The organism is Pseudomonas sp. p99-361, assembly GCF_003935475.1.
Lineage (GTDB): Bacteria > Pseudomonadota > Gammaproteobacteria > Pseudomonadales > Pseudomonadaceae > Aquipseudomonas > Aquipseudomonas juntendi.
This window is the reverse complement of record NZ_RHQO01000052.1, coordinates 1-15,567: the sequence shown is the minus strand read 5'-3', so window position 1 is coordinate 15,567 and position 15,567 is coordinate 1. Positions and strand designations below refer to the sequence as shown.

Annotated in this window: 17 protein-coding genes; 9 read left to right on the top strand and 8 right to left on the bottom strand. The window is 64.2% G+C overall.

What is annotated here, in order from left to right; all coding sequences use genetic code 11:
* The first annotated feature begins 16 nt into the window (after positions 1-16).
* Complete coding sequence (locus EGJ22_RS19505; RefSeq protein ID WP_009683663.1) at positions 17-298, top strand: SelT/SelW/SelH family protein; 282 nt, start codon at positions 17-19, stop codon at positions 296-298.
* Position 299: 1 nt separating this feature from the next.
* On the opposite strand, the gene EGJ22_RS19500 is transcribed toward EGJ22_RS19505, so the two are convergent.
* Both EGJ22_RS19500 and EGJ22_RS19495 read right to left on the bottom strand, forming a co-directional pair.
* Positions 300-1,184, bottom strand: a complete 885-nt coding sequence (locus EGJ22_RS19500) for a DMT family transporter (RefSeq protein ID WP_009683662.1) — start codon at positions 1,182-1,184, stop codon at positions 300-302.
* Positions 1,185-1,273: 89 nt separating this feature from the next.
* Entirely contained in the window at positions 1,274-1,585 is a 312-nt protein-coding gene (locus EGJ22_RS19495) for a DUF962 domain-containing protein (RefSeq protein WP_009683661.1), read from the bottom strand.
* Between the two features lie 152 nt (positions 1,586-1,737).
* Between EGJ22_RS19495 and EGJ22_RS19490 the strand changes: the two genes are divergently transcribed.
* Complete coding sequence (locus EGJ22_RS19490; protein ID WP_009683660.1) at positions 1,738-2,799, top strand: AraC family transcriptional regulator; 1,062 nt, start codon at positions 1,738-1,740, stop codon at positions 2,797-2,799.
* Here the strand turns inward: EGJ22_RS19490 and EGJ22_RS19485 are convergent.
* Positions 2,756-4,210 carry a TrkH family potassium uptake protein gene (locus tag EGJ22_RS19485; protein WP_029887624.1) on the bottom strand — a complete coding sequence of 485 codons (1,455 nt, stop codon included), beginning with the start codon at positions 4,208-4,210 and terminating at the stop codon, positions 2,756-2,758. The two genes, EGJ22_RS19490 and EGJ22_RS19485, sit on opposite strands and share 44 nt — an antisense overlap.
* Before the next feature lie 171 nt (positions 4,211-4,381).
* Here EGJ22_RS19485 and EGJ22_RS19480 point away from each other — a divergent pair, with 171 nt between their 5' ends.
* Entirely contained in the window at positions 4,382-4,939 is a 558-nt protein-coding gene (locus EGJ22_RS19480) for an NAD(P)H nitroreductase (RefSeq protein WP_009683657.1), read from the top strand.
* A 55-nt stretch (positions 4,940-4,994) separates the two neighbouring features.
* On the opposite strand, the gene EGJ22_RS19475 is transcribed toward EGJ22_RS19480, so the two are convergent.
* The 5 genes from EGJ22_RS19475 to EGJ22_RS19455 all read right to left on the bottom strand — a co-directional run bounded on the left by EGJ22_RS19475 (position 4,995) and on the right by EGJ22_RS19455 (position 8,817).
* Positions 4,995-6,332 (bottom strand): sensor histidine kinase KdpD, encoded by a 1,338-nt coding sequence (locus EGJ22_RS19475; protein WP_029887623.1) that lies wholly within the window; start codon positions 6,330-6,332, stop codon positions 4,995-4,997.
* A gap of 59 nt (positions 6,333-6,391) precedes the next feature.
* Positions 6,392-6,808: a Spy/CpxP family protein refolding chaperone gene (locus EGJ22_RS19470; protein ID WP_009683655.1), complete on the bottom strand. Its 417-nt coding sequence runs from the start codon at positions 6,806-6,808 to the stop codon at positions 6,392-6,394.
* A 230-nt stretch (positions 6,809-7,038) separates the two neighbouring features.
* Positions 7,039-7,716: a response regulator transcription factor gene (locus EGJ22_RS19465; protein WP_029887817.1), complete on the bottom strand. Its 678-nt coding sequence runs from the start codon at positions 7,714-7,716 to the stop codon at positions 7,039-7,041.
* 206 nt (positions 7,717-7,922) lie between these two features.
* Positions 7,923-8,222: a YciI family protein gene (locus tag EGJ22_RS19460; protein ID WP_009683653.1), complete on the bottom strand. Its 300-nt coding sequence runs from the start codon at positions 8,220-8,222 to the stop codon at positions 7,923-7,925.
* 1 nt (position 8,223) lies between these two features.
* Positions 8,224-8,817, bottom strand: a complete 594-nt coding sequence (locus EGJ22_RS19455; RefSeq protein ID WP_029887818.1) for a septation protein A — start codon at positions 8,815-8,817, stop codon at positions 8,224-8,226.
* Positions 8,818-8,884: 67 nt separating this feature from the next.
* Between EGJ22_RS19455 and EGJ22_RS19450 the strand changes: the two genes are divergently transcribed.
* The 6 genes from EGJ22_RS19450 (at position 8,885) to EGJ22_RS19425 (ending at position 15,341) form a co-directional block, all read left to right on the top strand.
* A complete protein-coding gene (locus tag EGJ22_RS19450; RefSeq protein WP_029887819.1) occupies positions 8,885-9,745 on the top strand; it encodes a PHP domain-containing protein in 861 nt (286 codons plus the stop codon).
* 13 nt (positions 9,746-9,758) lie between these two features.
* The gene (locus EGJ22_RS19445; protein WP_033745202.1) at positions 9,759-10,388 is read left to right on the top strand and encodes an L-threonylcarbamoyladenylate synthase; all 630 of its coding nucleotides are present in this window, start codon (positions 9,759-9,761) and stop codon (positions 10,386-10,388) included.
* A gap of 125 nt (positions 10,389-10,513) precedes the next feature.
* Positions 10,514-11,239, top strand: a complete 726-nt coding sequence (locus EGJ22_RS19440) for a ScpA family protein (RefSeq protein WP_161893131.1) — start codon at positions 10,514-10,516, stop codon at positions 11,237-11,239.
* Positions 11,226-11,996 (top strand): SMC-Scp complex subunit ScpB, encoded by a 771-nt coding sequence (gene scpB / locus EGJ22_RS19435; protein WP_009683648.1) that lies wholly within the window; start codon positions 11,226-11,228, stop codon positions 11,994-11,996. Before EGJ22_RS19440 ends, scpB begins: the two co-directional genes overlap by 14 nt.
* Before the next feature lie 185 nt (positions 11,997-12,181).
* Complete coding sequence (gene rluB, locus EGJ22_RS19430) at positions 12,182-13,249, top strand: 23S rRNA pseudouridine(2605) synthase RluB (RefSeq protein WP_009683647.1); 1,068 nt, start codon at positions 12,182-12,184, stop codon at positions 13,247-13,249.
* A 673-nt stretch (positions 13,250-13,922) separates the two neighbouring features.
* The gene (locus EGJ22_RS19425; protein ID WP_166524954.1) at positions 13,923-15,341 is read left to right on the top strand and encodes an amino acid permease; all 1,419 of its coding nucleotides are present in this window, start codon (positions 13,923-13,925) and stop codon (positions 15,339-15,341) included.
* The last annotated feature ends 226 nt before the right edge of the window (positions 15,342-15,567 follow it).

The following is a 15,567-nucleotide window of genomic DNA, read 5'->3' as shown; positions in this document are numbered from 1 at the left end:
TTGGAGTTATCTCAACATGGCCGACCACAAGCCGGAAATCGTCATCAATTATTGCACCCAGTGCCAGTGGCTGCTGCGGGCCGCGTGGCTGGCCCAGGAACTGCTCAGCACGTTTGCCGACGACCTCGGCCGGGTGGCGCTGGAACCGGGTACCGGCGGTATTTTCCGCATCACCTGCAACGGCGTGCAGATTTGGGAGCGCAAGGCCGACGGCGGCTTCCCCGAGGCCAAGGTGCTGAAGCAGCGGGTGCGTGACCAGATCGACCCCCAGCGCGACCTGGGCCACAACGACCGCTGAGTCACCCGCCCTCGGCCAGCGGCCGCTGCGCTGGCTCGGCGGCCAGGCGGCTGGACAGCACGATGGCGAGGATGATCAGTGCGCCGCCCAGCAGCATGCGCACCGTGGGGGTCTCGGCAAACACCAGCCAGGCTACGGCAATGCCGTAGACCGGCTCCATGCCGAACACCACGGCGGCAGTCCGGGCCTTGATGACCGCCAGGCTGGCGACGAACAGGCTGTGCGCCACGCCGGTGCAGAAAATGCCGAGCAGGCCGATCCACAGCCAGTCCACCGGCGCGACCGCGCCCAGCCCAGGGGCAGCGAACGCCAGCAGGCTCAGGCTTACCACCAGGTTTTGCCACAGTGCTGCCTGCACCGCAGGCAAGCGACCAGAGCCTGCGCGGTTGGTCAGGGACAGCAGTGAGAACAGCAGGCCCGAGAACAGGGCCCACAGCAGGCCGCCGGTCGCTTCGCTGTCCAGATCGAAGGCTGGCGTGACCAGTACCAGGCCGAGGCTGACCAGCAGCACCAGCAGCGCTTCGTTGCGGCGGATGCGCTCGCGGAACAGCAGCCCTTCGAGCAGCACGGTAAAGGCCGGGAAGCTGGCGAAGCCGAGGGTGGCGAGGGCCACGCCGCCGACCTTGACGGCGATGAAGAAGCTGACCCAGTGGCCGGCCAGCAGCACCCCGCCGAGCAACAGGCGGCGCGCATCCTGACCGTTCAGGCGTTGCCAGCCAGGGCCGGTGACACTGGCGAACAGCGCCAGGGCGAGCACGGCGAAAGCGGCGCGGCCGAACACGATGATCACCGGGCTGGCGCTGGCTGCCAGCTTGCCGAATACGCCGGTGAGGCCAAAGAACAGCGCGCCGATATGCAGGGCGCCGAGGGCGGTGCGGTGGTTCATGACAGGGGGCATCCTCGCAAGGCAAGCGGCCATTGTGCCTGAAGCCGTGCATGGCGAGGACCGGGTGGCGGCGGGCGCAGGCGCGCTGCTTACAGCCTGAGCTTGCCGAGCAGAATGTCGCGGAACATCACGAAGTCACCGGCAAGGCTGTAGAACGGGTAGGTGAATGTCGCCGGCCGGTTCTTTTCAAAAAAGAAATGCCCCACCCAGGCAAAGCCGTAGCCGAACAGCGGCACGGCCAGCAGCAACAGCCATTTGCCGCTGCCGATGGTATAGGCCAGCAGGGCGATCACCAGGCTGGTGCCGACAAAATGCAGGCGGCGGCAGGTGGGGTTGCTGTGCTCACCCAGGTAATACGGGTAGAACTCGGCAAAACTGCGAAACTGCGCTGTGCGGTTCATGGCAGTGCTCCGGGGTTGATACGTCTGGACAAGATGCACGGCGTGGAGCCTCATTCGAGTCTAGAGTGATTGGCAGGGCCTACCAGTGACAATAGGCGCCAATTGAGTATCCTTGGGGTTCACCGCAGGAGCGGTCAGGAAAGAAGCCTGTCATGAGCGAAAGAACCACGTCAGCCAGTTGGGCATCAGGGATTGTAAAGGCGCTCGAGCTGGAAGGGCTGGACTGCCGGGCCATGTTCAAGCAGTTGGGGCTGGATTTCGCCGCCCTCGACGATCCCGACGCGCGTTTCCCCCAGGACTCCATGACCCGGCTGTGGCAATTGGCAGTGGAACTGTCCGGCAACGAGGCCATTGGCCTGAACATGGCGCGTGTGGTACGCCCGGCCTCGTTTCACGTGGTGGGCTATGCGCTGATGTCCAGCCGCACCTTGGCCGAGGGGTTCGAGCGGCTGGTACGCTACCAGCGCATCATCGCCGAAAGCTCCGATCTCAGTTTCGTGCTGGGTCCCGAGGGCTACTCGTTGATCCTCACCGTGCACGGCGACCATCTGCCGCCCACCCGGCACAGTGCCGAAGCGTCGTTGGCCTGTGCGCTGGCGCTGTGCAAATGGTTGAGCGGCCGCCCGGTGCAGCCACGCCGGGTTTTGGTGCAGGGGCCGCAACCCAGGAATATCGAGCCGTACAAGGTGGCGTTCCATTCGCCGCTGATCTTCGACGCGCCGTACGACGCGCTGGTGTTCGAGCGGGCCGACATGGAAGCACCCTTGCCCACGGCCAATGAAGCCATGGCAGTGCTGCACGACCGGTTTGCCGGGGAGTACCTGGCGCGGTTTTCCGAAAGCCGCGTGACCCACCGGGTGCGCCAGGTGCTGTGCCGCATCTTGCCGCAGGGGGAGCCCAAGCGTGAGACCCTGGCGCAGGCCTTGCACTTGTCGCAGCGCACCCTGCAGCGGCGGCTGCAGGAAGAGGGCACCAGCTTCCAGGCGTTGCTCGACGACACCCGGCGCGAACTGGCCGAACAGTACCTGGCCCAGCCGGGCATGACCCTGCTGGAAACCGCCTACCTGCTGGGCTTCGCCGACCCCAGCAACTTCTACCGCGCGTTCCGCCGGTGGTTCGATACCACGCCCAGTGAGTACCGCGCCCGGCTCGGCGCCGTGGGCGAAGGGCTCAGTGACGCCAGAACGCCGGCATGCACAACACTAGCACGGTGATGATTTCCAGCCGGCCAAGCAGCATGCCGGCAGCCAGGATCCACTTGGCGGCGTCTGGCAGCGTGGCGTAGTTGCCTGACGGCCCGATCACCTCACCCAGGCCAGGCCCCACCCCGGAGACCGTACCGGCAGCGCCGGTCAGGGCGGTCATCCAGTCCACCCCCAGCAGCGACAGCAGCAGCGCCATGACGCAGATGGTGATGGCGAAGAAGAACGAGAACGTGAGAATCGAACGCACGATATCTTCATCGAGGCGGTGGCCGTTGTACTTCTGCTTGATCACCGCACGCGGGTGGATCAGCTGGTTGAGGCTGGCCTTGAGCAGGATGTAGGCGACCTGGAAGCGGAAGATCTTGATCCCGCCCGCGGTCGAGCCGGAACAGCCACCGACGAAACCCAGGTAGAAGAACAGCATCAGCGAAAAATTGCCCCACAGGCTGTAGTCACCCAGGGCGAAACCGGTGGTGGTGACGACCGAGGTCACGTTCAGCGCCACGTGACGCAGCGCGTCCAGCCAGTGCAGGTTGGTGCTGTACCAGTACCAGGTGCCCAGAACCAGCCAGGTGACCAGCAGCATGCCCAGCAAGCCCTGCACCTGCTGGTCGCGGAGCAGCGCCCTGCGGTTGCCGCGCAGGGTGGCCACGTACAGGGTGAACGGCAGGCTGCCCATGATCATTACCACCACTGCCACCCAGTGCACGGCGGGAATGTCCCATTTCGCCAGGGACTGGTCGGAGGTGGAAAAACCACCGGTGGAAATCGCCGACATGGCGTGGTTGATGGCATCGAATGGGCTCATGCCGGCCCACCAGAAAGCCAGCGCGCCAAGGATCGAGAAGCCGACGTACACCCCCACGATCGACTTGGCGACCATGTGCGAGCGCGGCATGACCTTTTCGGAGCGGTCGGAAGACTCGGTCTGGAACAGGCGCATGCCACCAATGCGCAGCAGCGGCAGGATGGCCACCGCCATGGCGATGAAGCCGATACCGCCCAGCCAGTGCAGCATCGAGCGCCACATCAGGATGCCTGGCGACATGTTGTCGAGCCCGCTGAGCACGGTGGCGCCGGTGGCGGTGATGCCCGACATGCTTTCGAAGAAGGCGTCGGTGTAGCTGATGTGCTGGGTCAGCAGGAAGGGCAGGGCGGCGAACACGCAGACCACCAGCCAGCTGCAGACCGTCAGCAGGTACATGTCGCGTGGCCGCAGGTGCACATGCTCGGGCCGCCCTTGCAGCACCATGGCCAGCCCGGCAATGAAGGTGATCAGGCTGGACCACAGGAACGACGGCATGTCGCCGGTGCGTTCGAATATCACCAGGGTCGCCATGGGCACGGCCATGCCCACAGCCAGGGTGATCAGGAAGATGCCGATGATGAAACCAATGATCCTTAAGGTCGGCAACGCCATGTGATCTGCTCTGACTCGAAACGGAAGGGCGCCATTCTACCTATGGGCCGGGCCGCTGCAAGCCAGGCGCGGCACGCTGCACGAAAAGCTGGCGTGCTGCAGCTTTCAGCTTGCAGCTTAGGGCATGCAGCTTGAGAATGGCCGCACATTCCACTGCCAGGAGGGTAGCCGATGGAGGCTCTCGACGCATTGCTCAACCGTGTTTCCGTGCCACGCCTGACCGACCCAGCGCCCAATGCCGCCCAGCGCGAGGCGCTGTTTCAGGCTGCCCTGCGGGCGCCGGACCACGGCCAACTGCGGCCTTGGCGGTTCCTGACCATCGAAGGGCAGGGCCGCGAGAGGCTGGGCGAGCTGTTCGCCGAAGCGGTGCAGCACAAGGGTGAAGCCACCCAGGCTGCGCTGGACAAAGCCCGCGCCATGCCGCTGCGCGCACCGTTGCTGATCGTGGTGGTGGCCAGCTTGCAGGACCACTTCAAGGTGCCCAAGTCCGAGCAGCGCCTGGCGGCGGGCTGTGCGGCACATGGCATCCTGATCGCTGCCCATGCGCAGGGCATCGGCGCCGTGTGGCGCACCGGGGACATGGCCTTCGACGCGCATGTGCACAAGGGGCTGGGGCTGGCGGAGAACGAGGAACTGATCGGCTACCTGTACGTCGGCACGCCAATGACCGAGCCACGGACCGCGCCGGTGCTGGCCACCGCTGATTTCGTCACGGGCTGGGGCGAGTGACGCGGGCGCGAGCAAGGGCTGCGCTGCAGCCCTAACGTACACGGCCCTGGCAGCCTTACGCTGAAGCGGCTTGCAAGGGTAGTTCAAGCCGGGCGACAAAGCCGCCCTGCGGGTGGTTGTGCAGTACCAGGCTGCCGCCATGCCGCTCCGCCGCCTTGCGCGCAATCGCCAACCCCAGGCCGTGCCCTGGGGCCTCCTGCCCCGGTGCGCGGAAGAACGGCTCACCCAGCTGGGCGAGGTGCTCCGGGGCTGCACCCGGGCCATGGTCGCGCACACAGATCACCACCCGCGCCTGATCACGCAAGGCACTGACTTCGATGGGCTGGCCTGCCGGGTTGAAGCGCAGGGCGTTGCGCAGCAGGTTGTCCACGGCCCGCTCGATCAGTGTCGGCCAACCTTGCAAGACCAGCCCCGGTTGCGCCTCCAGGCGCACGTCCTGGTCGGGCGCGCCGAGCAGGGCGTCCTTGCGCACACTGCCCAGCAAGGCATTGAGGTCTACCGCTTCGGCGTGAGCCTGTTCGGCATCCACGCGGGCCAGGGTGAGTATTTCGCTGATCAGGTCTTCCAGCCTGTCGCACTCGCGGGTCAGGCGCGGCCACAGGGCCTGGCGCTGCTCGGGCTCGGCGCGTTCGGCCAGGGCCAGGGCAATGCGCAGCCTGGCCAGCGGTGAGCGCAGCTCGTGGGACACGTCGCGCAGCAATTGGCGCTGGCTGGCGAGGGTGCTTTGCAGGCGCGCGCCCATTTTGTTGAAGTCGTTGGCCAGCACGCCGAATTCATCACGCCGGGCTGCCAGGCGCGCCAGGCTGTTCTGCTGATAGGTGCTCTGGCCCAGGTCGTGCACAGCGCTGCGCAGGCGGCTCAACGGGCGCGTGATGGACAGCGTGACCAGCAGGCTGAACAGGGTCAATACCACCAGGGCGATGCCCAGTGCGCTGAGTGGCCACATCAGGCTGTCCCGGTGCCACTCATCCAGCGCCGGGTGGGGGATGCGGTAGATCAGCAGGTAGGTCTGGCCGGTGTCGGGGCTGGTGTATTCCTCGGTCAGCCGGCGCCATGGCAAGCGGCGCTGGTCGTTGTGCTGGCGTGCCTCGAAGGCTGCTGCCCGGCGCGGGAACGTGCCGGGCACCACCGCGTCACCACTGTCATCGAGCACCTGTACGTCGATCTTGTAGCGGTCCTTGCGCTGTTCCAGGAACTGCTGCGCTGCACTCACGCCCTCCTGCTCGTAGTGCCTGGCCCACTGGCTGGCCAGCGTGTTCAGGCCGGGGTGGCGGCTGAGGATCCAGGCGTCCTGGTTGAGCATGTGCCCAAGCAAGATCGACAGGCCTGCAACCAGGGTGATGGCCAACCAGAAGCTGGCCAGGATGCGCCAGAACAGTGAACGCAAGAGCACCTCCTAAAACAGAAAAAGCCCGGCTCGCGCTGGGGCGAGCCGGGCATCGGGCTGACAGCTTACTGGGCCTTTTTGGCTTTTTCAGCTTTCCAGGCCTGGAACTCCTGCCACTCGGCTTTCTTGGCAGCGCGTTCCTTTTGCAGTTCGTCGAACTTCTTCTGCTGGTCTGGCTTGAGCAGGTTGCGCACGGCGGTGTCGGTCTTGGCGCGGCTGGCTTGCAGTTCGTCCTTCATGGCTTTCTGGTCGGCAGCCGGCAGTTTGGCCAGGTAACGCTCGGTAATGTCACGGCGCTGCTGCATTTGCTCGCCCATCAGCTTGCCGATCTGCTGGCGCTGGTCACGGCTCAGGTCCAGTTGCTGGAAGGCCGCTTCACCGCGGTGATGCGGGCCGTCGTGACGTGGGCCGCCGTCAGGCATGGCCATGGCTACGGTTGGCAGGGCGGCGGCGAACATCAGGGCGATAAGGGTCTTGCGCATGGTGTCTCTCCTTTCATAGGCCGGTGGTTACCGGATGAGCACAGTCTAGGGAGATCATCGTCAAGCGCAGTCAGTGGATGGTAAAGGCTGGGTAAAGAACAGCTGCAAGCGGCAAGCTACAAGCTACAAGCTACAAGCTACAAGCTACAAGCTACAAGCTACAAGCTTAAAGCTACAAGTGAAGCCGATCGCGATTCTGCTCTTTCTTGCAGCTTGCAGCTCGCAGCTGCTCACAGGCAGTAGTAATAGCCGCGGCTGCGCAGGGCGACGATGCGTGGCCGGCCATCGGCATGCGGGCCGATCTTCTTGCGCAGGTTGCTGACGTGCATGTCCAGGCTGCGGTCGTAGAGGGTGAGCTTGCGGCCCAGGCCGATCTGCGCCAGCTCCTGTTTGTCCAGCGGCTCGCCAGGCTGACGCAGCAGCGCTTCGAGTATGCGGCTTTCGGACAAGGTCAGGGTCATTTCCCGGCCATCGATGCTGGCCACGCCGCGGGCCGGGCTGTAGACCAGGTCGCCCAGCTCCAGCTGGCTGGTGGCGGCAACGGGGTGGCTGCGGCGCAGTACGGCACGCAGGCGCGCGGTAAGCTCGCGTGGGTCGCACGGTTTGGCCAGGTAATCGTCGGCACCCAGTTCCAGGCCAAGAATACGGTCAAGCGGCTCACCACGGGCCGACAGCATCAGCACCGGCAGTTCGGCGTGCTCGCTGCGCAGTTGTTTGAGCAACTCCAGGCCGCTGCCGTCGGGCAACATGACATCCAGCACTACGGCCGCAGGTGCATGCTCGGCCAAGGCCTGGCGTGCACTCTGGCCATCGTGGCAGGCACGTACGGAAAACCCTTCCTGGGTCAGCCAGCTGCACAGCAGCTCGCACAGTTCCTGGTCATCATCAATCAGTAACAGCTCGCTCATGACTCACTCGATTCCACCATTGACGGCGGCTCTGCGGCCCGCCAGTGGCAAAGATACCGCAGACTGATGGCAACCGTATAACTGCTGATCCCGCATCGCCTGCTTCGCGGGTAAACCCGCTCCTACAACGAACGTGCAGTTCCGAAGGTTTGTGCGGGCCACTGTGGGAGCGGGCAAGCCCGCGAAGAAAGCGATGCGGTCTCGGATCACGGCAATACTTGCTTGAACGGCTTGACCACGACCTTGTCGTACACGCCTGCGGCAATGTACGGGTCGGCATCGGCCCAGGCCTGGGCTTCGGCCAGCGAGGCAAATTCGGCGACGATCAGGCTGCCGCTGAAGCCGGCGTCGCCCGGGTCGTTGCTGTCGATGGCCGGGTGTGGGCCGGCCAGCACCACGCGGCCTTCGGCCTTGAGCTGCTGCAGGCGTTCGATGTGCGCCGGGCGGGCAGCCAGGCGTTTTTCCAGGGAGTTCGCGACGTCGCTGGCAATGATGGCGTAGAGCATGTCAATCCTTGGGTTTGGAGGTAGAAGGGTCGTCGTGCAGGTGGCGCGACAGGTACACGCCTTGCGCCACCAGGAAGATCACGGTCATGCCCAGGCTGCCGAACACCTTGAAGTCCACCCAGAAGTCCTGGAAGGTGAAGGCGACGAACAGGTTGGCCGCACCACAGAACAGGAAGAACGCGATCCAGGCCAGGTTCAAGCGCGTCCAGATGGCATCCGGGAGGGTGAGGGCGTGGCCCATGATGCGTTTGATCAGCACCCGGTCACCGATGAAGTGGCTGCCGGCAAAGCCCAGGGCGAACAGCCAGTTGACCACCGGCGCCTTCCACTTGAGAAAGGTTTCGCTGTGGAAGGTCAGGGTCAGGCCGCCGAACACCAGGCAGGCCACCAGGGTCAGCCACTGGCCCTTTTCCAGCTTGCGCTGGCGCAGGAACAGCGCGCCGTACACCACCAGCGAGCTGACGATTAGCATGGCCGTGGCGCTGTAGATACCGCCGAATTCGAAGCTGTGGCCAGCGACTTCAAGCGGGCGTGGGTCCAGCTTGTACACGATGAAGAACAGCAACAGCGGGATGAAATCGATGAATTGTTTCACAATGGCAGCCAGAATCGGGATGTGACGGCATAATAACAAACATCGATTCCAGCGAAAGCGCTCCTCCATGAATGTTGATCTGCACTGTCACAGCACGGCCTCCGACGGCGCCCTGTCGCCCACGGCGCTGGTCGCCCGGGCCCATGAGCACGGGGTGCAAACGCTGGCCCTGACCGACCATGACACCCTCGAAGGCCTGCCCGAAGCGCGCCTGGCCTGCGTTGAGCGGGGCATGCGCTGGGTCAGCGGGGTCGAGCTTTCGTGCACTTGGGGGGGCGCCACCATTCACGTGCTGGGCTACGACTTCCCGCTTGATGCGCCGCCATTGCTGGCGGCGATCGAAGCGTTGCACCGCGGCCGCTGGCTGCGCGCCGAAGAAATCGACAAGCGGTTGGCCGCCAAGGGCATGCCAGGCACCCTCGACGGCGCCCGCGCCGTGCAGCACGAGCTGGGCGACAGCGGCAACGCACCGGCGCGCCCGCACTTTGCCGAATACCTGGTGCGTGCCGGGCACGTCAAGGACCGCGGCGAGGCGTTTCGCAAGTGGCTGGGGGCGGGCAAGCTGGGCGACGTCAAGCAGCATTGGCCCACCCTTGATGAAACCGTTGCCACGCTGCGCCAGTCCAAAGCCTGGGTGAGCCTGGCGCATCCCATGCACTACGACCTGACCCGCAGCAAGCGCAGGCGGCTGATTGCCGACTATATTCAGGCAGGTGGGCAGGCGCTTGAAGTGGTCAACGGGATGATGCCTGCCGAGCAGGTGGGCACCCTGTCCATCCTTACCCGTGAGTTCGGCCTGCTGGCAAGCGCTGGCAGTGACTTCCACGGCCCCGGCACCTGGGGCGAGATCGGTGCCTACCGGCCTTTGCCCGAGGACCTGCCGCCTTTGTGGCGCCGATTCAGCCATGAACAGCCTATTACGGTATGAACAGGACGACTACGTGAGCCAATTTTTCCAGATTCATCCGGAGAACCCCCAGCCGCGGCTGATCCGCCAGGCGGTAGAGATCATCCGCAAGGGGGGCGTGGTGGTGTACCCCACCGATTCGGCCTATGCGTTGGGTTGCCAGATCGGCGACAAGGCGGCCATCGAGCGCGTCCGGCGCCTGCGTGGCCTGGACAAGACCCACAACTTCACCCTGATGTGCTGCGACATGTCGCAGCTGGGGTTGTATGCCAAGGTCGATACCGGCACCTTCCGCCTGCTCAAGGCGCACGTGCCTGGGCCGTACACCTTCATCCTCAACGGCACCCGCGAAGTGCCCCGCCTGCTGCTGCACGAAAAACGCCGCACCATCGGCCTGCGGGTACCAGACCACGCCATTACCCTGGCGTTGCTGGCTGAGCTGGGCGAGCCGCTGATGAGCGTGAGCCTGATCCTGCCTGGCGATAACGAGCCGATGACCGACCCTTACGAAATTCGTGAGCGCCTGGAGCACCATGTCGACCTGGTGATCGATGGCGGCTACGGTGACCTCAAGGCGTCGACCATCATCGACCTTTCCGGCGACGAACCTGAGCTGATTCGAGAAGGCTGCGGCGACCCTGCGCCGTTCATGGCCAACGCGTGAGCCAGCTGCAAGCGCCCGAGGCGCCGGCCACGCAGGTCGACGAGCCGCGGCAGTTGCAACTGGCCTTGGTCTACGGCGAAGCCCTGACCGAGATGCCGCTGGACCTGTACATCCCGCCAGACGCCTTGGAAGTCATCCTGGAAGCCTTCGAAGGGCCGCTGGATCTGTTGCTGTACCTGATCCGCAAGCAGAACATCGACATCCTCGACATTCCCGTGGCTGAAATCACCCGCCAGTACATGGGCTATGTGGAGCTGATGAAAAGCGTGCGCCTGGAACTGGCCGCCGAATACCTGGTAATGGCGGCCATGCTTGCCGAGATCAAGTCGCGCATGCTGCTGCCGCGCTCAGCCGAGGCCGAGGAAGAGGAGGGTGACCCGCGCGCCGAGTTGATCCGCCGGCTGCAGGAATACGAGCGCTTCAAGGCCGCAGCCGAAGGCATCGATGCCTTGCCACGGGTTGGCCGTGAGGTGCGGGTGCCGCGCCTGGAGGCACCGCAGGCCAAGGTGCGCAAGCTGTTGCCGCAGGTCAGCCTGGAAGAGCTGCTGGTGTCCATGGCCGAGGTGATGCGGCGCAACGACCTGTTCGAGAGCCACCAGATCAGCCGTGAAACGCTGTCCACCCGCGAGCGCATGAGCCAGGTGCTGGAGCGCCTCAAGGGCGGTGCTTTCGTGCCGTTCGTCGAGCTGTTCGGGCACGACGAGGGCAAGCTGGGGGTAGTGGTCACCTTCATGGCGATTCTCGAACTGGTGAAGGAAGCGCTGATCGAACTGGTGCAGAATGAACCCTTCGCCGCCATCCACGTGCGGCTTCGCCCGGCGCTTGTTGAAGAACCCGATGAACCTGAATGAACCTCGCGACCTGGCGTCGCTGATCGAAGCCTTCCTGCTGGCGTCGGGCAAACCGCAATCACTGGAGCGTCTGTTCGAGTTGTTCGAGGAAGCCGAGCGCCCCGAACCCAAGGTTTTCAGGCAGGCGCTGGAGGTGCTGGGCAAATCGTGCAACGGCCGCGCTTTCGAGCTCACGGAGGTGGCCAGCGGCTACCGCCTGCAAATTCGCGAAGCCTACGCCCCTTGGGTCGGCCGCTTGTGGGAAGAGCGCCCGCAGCGCTATTCGCGTGCCTTGCTGGAAACCCTGGCGTTGATCGCCTATCGCCAGCCGATCACCCGTGGCGAGATCGAGGATGTGCGCGGGGTGGCGGTGAACAGCAATATCATCAAGACCCTGATGGAGCGCGAGTGGATACGCGTGGTGGGCTACCGCGAGGTGCCCGGCCGGCCGGCGATGTTCGCCACCACCAAGGCGTTCCTGGACCACTTCAACCTTAAGAGCCTGGAGCAGTTGCCGGCGTTGGCCGAGTTGCGCGAGCTGCAGCCTGAGCCGCTGCTCGACCCGGATGATGCACCGGTGCCGGCCCACCTGCAGGCCCTGGCCGATGCCAGCCTGGGCGAGCAGGACGCGGTTGACGAGCCGAAGGAGGAAACCAGCTTCCGCAGCTTGCTGGTGGAGCTGGATGCCATGGAAGAAGGGCTGAAGACCGACTTTGACGATTTGCGTGGGCAAGCACCTGAGGCCGCGGTGGAAGAAGAGGGCAAGCTGCAGCCCTGATCGTGCGGTTGCCTATAGCGGCCCCGCCCGGCAAGCACCTCACCGTTAGGCAGAAACCTCTCGCTGCCCCCGCAAAACCTTCTAACCTGCAGTGCGTTCCCCCGCCGAACCGCGTATGATGCGCGGCCTTTTGGCGCATTCGTCGCCAGAAACCCTTTGTCATTCCTACACCGGGAGGTGCCCAGATGAGTGAGCAAGACCTGCAAGACACCGCAATTACCCCGCCGTCCGGCGAAAAACTGCAGAAAGTGCTGGCCCGCATCGGCGTGGGCTCGCGCCGTGACGTCGAGGCCTGGATCAGCCAGGGCCGGATCAAGGTCAACGGCGTCGCGGCTACCCTCGGCCAACGCGTCGACCTGCACGATGCCATTGCCGTTGACGGCAAGCTGATCAAGCGCGAGGAGGCCGCCGAGGCCACCCGCCGGGTGATCATGTACAACAAACCCGATGGCGAGATCTGCACCCGTGACGACCCGGAAGGCCGCCCGACCGTGTTCGATCGCCTGCCGCGGCCAAAAGAAGGCCGTTGGATCAACATTGGCCGACTCGACATCAACACCACCGGCCTGCTGCTATTCACCACCGACGGTGAACTGGCCAACCGCCTGATGCACCCGTCCTACGAGATGGACCGCGAGTACGCGGTGCGTGTGCGTGGTGAAGTCGATGACGAGATGATCGAGCGCCTGAAAGCCGGTGTAATGCTCGAAGACGGCCCGGCCAAGTTCACCGACATCCAGAAGGCACCCGGTGGCGAAGGTTTCAACCACTGGTACCACTGCGTGGTGATGGAAGGCCGTAACCGCGAGGTGCGTCGCCTGTGGGAATCCCAGGGCATGGTGGTCAGCCGCCTGAAGCGCGTGCGCTTCGGCCCGGTGTTCCTCAACTCCGACCTGCCGATGGGCCGCTGGCGGGAAATGTCCCAGGGCGAAATCGACATCCTGGCCGCTGAAGTCGGCTTGCAGCCGGTTGCGCTGCCTGCCTTGAACCTCAAGGCCAAGGACAAGATGGAGCGCCTGCAGCGTAAATCGTCCCGCCCGCTGGGCCGTGGCGAGCGCGTGCGCAACCTGCGCCCGGCCCACGAAGGTGCTGCCGCTGGTGAGCGCCCGGCACGCCAGCCGCGTGAAGAAGCGCCACGCAAAGGCAACCGCGGCAGCGCCGTGGCCGAGCGCCCAAGCGAAATGCGCAAGCGCCCAGCCAAGCCTGAAGGTGACAAGCCTGCCGGCCGTGGCCGCGGCAAACCGCGTGGCTGATTGGCCCAATTAAGTAATTTGGGGCCGCTTTGCGGCTCTTCGCGGGCACGCCCGCTCCCACTCAAGATGTGGGAGCGGGCGTGCCCGCGAAGGGCTGCAAAGCAGCCCCAAGGCACTGAAGCAAAAGAATTTTTCGGACGACTGGCAAGTCCGCGAACCACCCTGTAAAGAAATGTGTACAAAGTCAGCCGATTTCCGTTCGTGTTTCGGAATACGCCCCGGCCTGTCAAAAAAACTTGCCGCTGCCAACGCTGCAAGCCCCCCGCGCCAATCCCCACCACCCTTGCCCAAACCCCCTTGCCCACGGTGTTATAGCCGCTATTGCCGTGTGCAACAGCCGGTTCACAGCGCCTGGCTGACAAAACAACAAATGGAGGCGCCATGTACGCCGATCACTCCGCCTTTGAAGGCCCATACCACAGGATCGCTGCGTTTTTTCCCGAGGAAAGAATGCAACGCGTTGACGCCTGCGCGTTTGCAGGGGTATACAGTGCGCCGCGTTTTACCTGTGACCCCCTTGCGTACCGCGCACTCTTGATCACGCCTGGTTGACCCGCCCCGGCGGCACCTGAGGTCGAGAAACCCAAGGTAACCACCTTGCCCATTCCGCTGCGCCACGAGCGCGGTGGGTCCGATTCCGTCACAGATAAAAACAATGCAGGTGACTTCGTTCATGAGTGGACAAAACATGCATTCAGGCGAGCTCAAGCGGGGCCTGAAGAACCGTCACATCCAGTTGATCGCCCTTGGCGGCGCAATTGGTACCGGCCTGTTCCTCGGCTCGGCAGGCGTGATGAAATCCGCCGGCCCGTCGATGATCCTCGGTTACGCCATCTGCGGCTTCATCGCCTTCATGATCATGCGCCAGCTTGGCGAGATGATCGTCGAGGAGCCGGTGGCCGGCTCATTCAGCCATTTTGCCCACACCTACTGGGGCGGCTTCGCCGGTTTCCTGTCTGGCTGGAACTGCTGGGTGCTGTACATCCTGGTGGGCATGTCGGAGCTGTCGGCGGTTGGCAAGTATGTCCACTACTGGTGGCCGGAAATCCCGACCTGGGTTACCGCAGCCGCCTTCTTCGTGCTGATCAACGCCATCAACCTGATGAACGTGAAGTTCTTCGGTGAAGCCGAATTCTGGTTCGCCATCATCAAGGTGGTCGCCATCGTCAGCATGATCGGCCTGGGTGCCTACCTGCTGACCAGCGGCAGCGGCGGCCCGGAGGCCACCGTCGCCAACCTGTGGTCGCACGGCGGGTTCTTCCCCAATGGCGTCAGCGGCCTGGTCATGGCCCTGGCCTTCATCATGTTCTCTTTCGGTGGCCTGGAAATGCTCGGGTTCACCGCTGCCGAGGCCGACAAGCCCAAGACCGTGATCCCCAAGGCGATCAACCAGGTCATCTACCGTATCCTGATCTTCTACGTGGGTGCGTTGGTGGTGCTGCTGTCGCTGACCCCGTGGGACAACCTGGTGGCCAGCATCGACGCCTCGGGCGGCAGTTATGGCAGCAGCCCATTCGTGCAGGTGTTCTCGCTGCTGGGCAGTGACGTGGCCGCCAACCTGCTGAATTTCGTGGTGCTGACGGCCGCGCTGTCGGTGTACAACAGCGGCACCTACTGCAATGCCCGCATGCTGCTGGGCATGGCGGAGCAGGGCGATGCCCCGGCAGCGCTGGCCAAGGTCGACAAACGCGGCGTGCCGGTGCGCTCGATTCTGGTGTCGGCAGCGGTGACCTTCGTGGCCGTGCTGCTCAACTACCTGATGCCGCAAAATGCCCTGGAACTGCTGATGTCGCTGGTGGTGGCTACCCTGGTGATCAACTGGGCGATGATCAGTTATTCGCACCTGAAATTCCGCCAGCACCTTGACCGCACCGGCCAGAAGCCGCTGTTCAAGGCGCTGTGGTACCCCTATGGCAACTATGTGGTGCTGGCCTTCGTGGTGCTGATTCTCGGCATCATGCTGATGATTCCAGGCATTCAGGTGTCGGTGTACGCGATCCCGATCTGGCTGTTTGCGATGTTCGTGGTGTACATGGTCAAGCCACGTCGGCGGCTGAATACCGGTGGGGTTGCTGGAACCGTAGCCAAGTAAGGGTCTGCAGGAAATAGAGAAACCCGAAGCCGGGGGACTGGCTTCGGGTTTTTTATTGCCTGTTTGGGCCCTATCGCCGGCAAGCCAGCTCCCACAGCGATCGCATCAGGGCTGACAGGTGTTTGCCACAAGGTATGCAGCGCCTGTTGGATCGAGCGCCGCCCGCGCGGCGCATCGCGAGCTGCGCTCGCTCCTACGTTTGTTTCGGGCCAATTATTCCTGTGGG

What these genes read in the sequence shown, in the direction of transcription:
- rluB (WP_009683647.1), top strand. Translation starts at nt 12,182, where the DNA reads ATGAGTGAGCAAGACCTGCAAGACACCGCAATTACCCCGCCGTCCGGC.
- EGJ22_RS19470 (WP_009683655.1), bottom strand. Translation starts at nt 6,808, where the DNA reads ATGCGCAAGACCCTTATCGCCCTGATGTTCGCCGCCGCCCTGCCAACC.
- EGJ22_RS19460 (WP_009683653.1), bottom strand. Translation starts at nt 8,222, where the DNA reads ATGCTCTACGCCATCATTGCCAGCGACGTCGCGAACTCCCTGGAAAAA.
- EGJ22_RS19495 (WP_009683661.1), bottom strand. Translation starts at nt 1,585, where the DNA reads ATGAACCGCACAGCGCAGTTTCGCAGTTTTGCCGAGTTCTACCCGTAT.
- EGJ22_RS19450 (WP_029887819.1), top strand. Translation starts at nt 8,885, where the DNA reads ATGAATGTTGATCTGCACTGTCACAGCACGGCCTCCGACGGCGCCCTG.
- EGJ22_RS19465 (WP_029887817.1), bottom strand. Translation starts at nt 7,716, where the DNA reads ATGAGCGAGCTGTTACTGATTGATGATGACCAGGAACTGTGCGAGCTG.
- EGJ22_RS19505 (WP_009683663.1), top strand. Translation starts at nt 17, where the DNA reads ATGGCCGACCACAAGCCGGAAATCGTCATCAATTATTGCACCCAGTGC.
- EGJ22_RS19500 (WP_009683662.1), bottom strand. Translation starts at nt 1,184, where the DNA reads ATGAACCACCGCACCGCCCTCGGCGCCCTGCATATCGGCGCGCTGTTC.
- scpB (WP_009683648.1), top strand. Translation starts at nt 11,226, where the DNA reads ATGAACCTGAATGAACCTCGCGACCTGGCGTCGCTGATCGAAGCCTTC.
- EGJ22_RS19485 (WP_029887624.1), bottom strand. Translation starts at nt 4,210, where the DNA reads ATGGCGTTGCCGACCTTAAGGATCATTGGTTTCATCATCGGCATCTTC.
- EGJ22_RS19425 (WP_166524954.1), top strand. Translation starts at nt 13,923, where the DNA reads ATGAGTGGACAAAACATGCATTCAGGCGAGCTCAAGCGGGGCCTGAAG.
- EGJ22_RS19490 (WP_009683660.1), top strand. Translation starts at nt 1,738, where the DNA reads ATGAGCGAAAGAACCACGTCAGCCAGTTGGGCATCAGGGATTGTAAAG.
- EGJ22_RS19480 (WP_009683657.1), top strand. Translation starts at nt 4,382, where the DNA reads ATGGAGGCTCTCGACGCATTGCTCAACCGTGTTTCCGTGCCACGCCTG.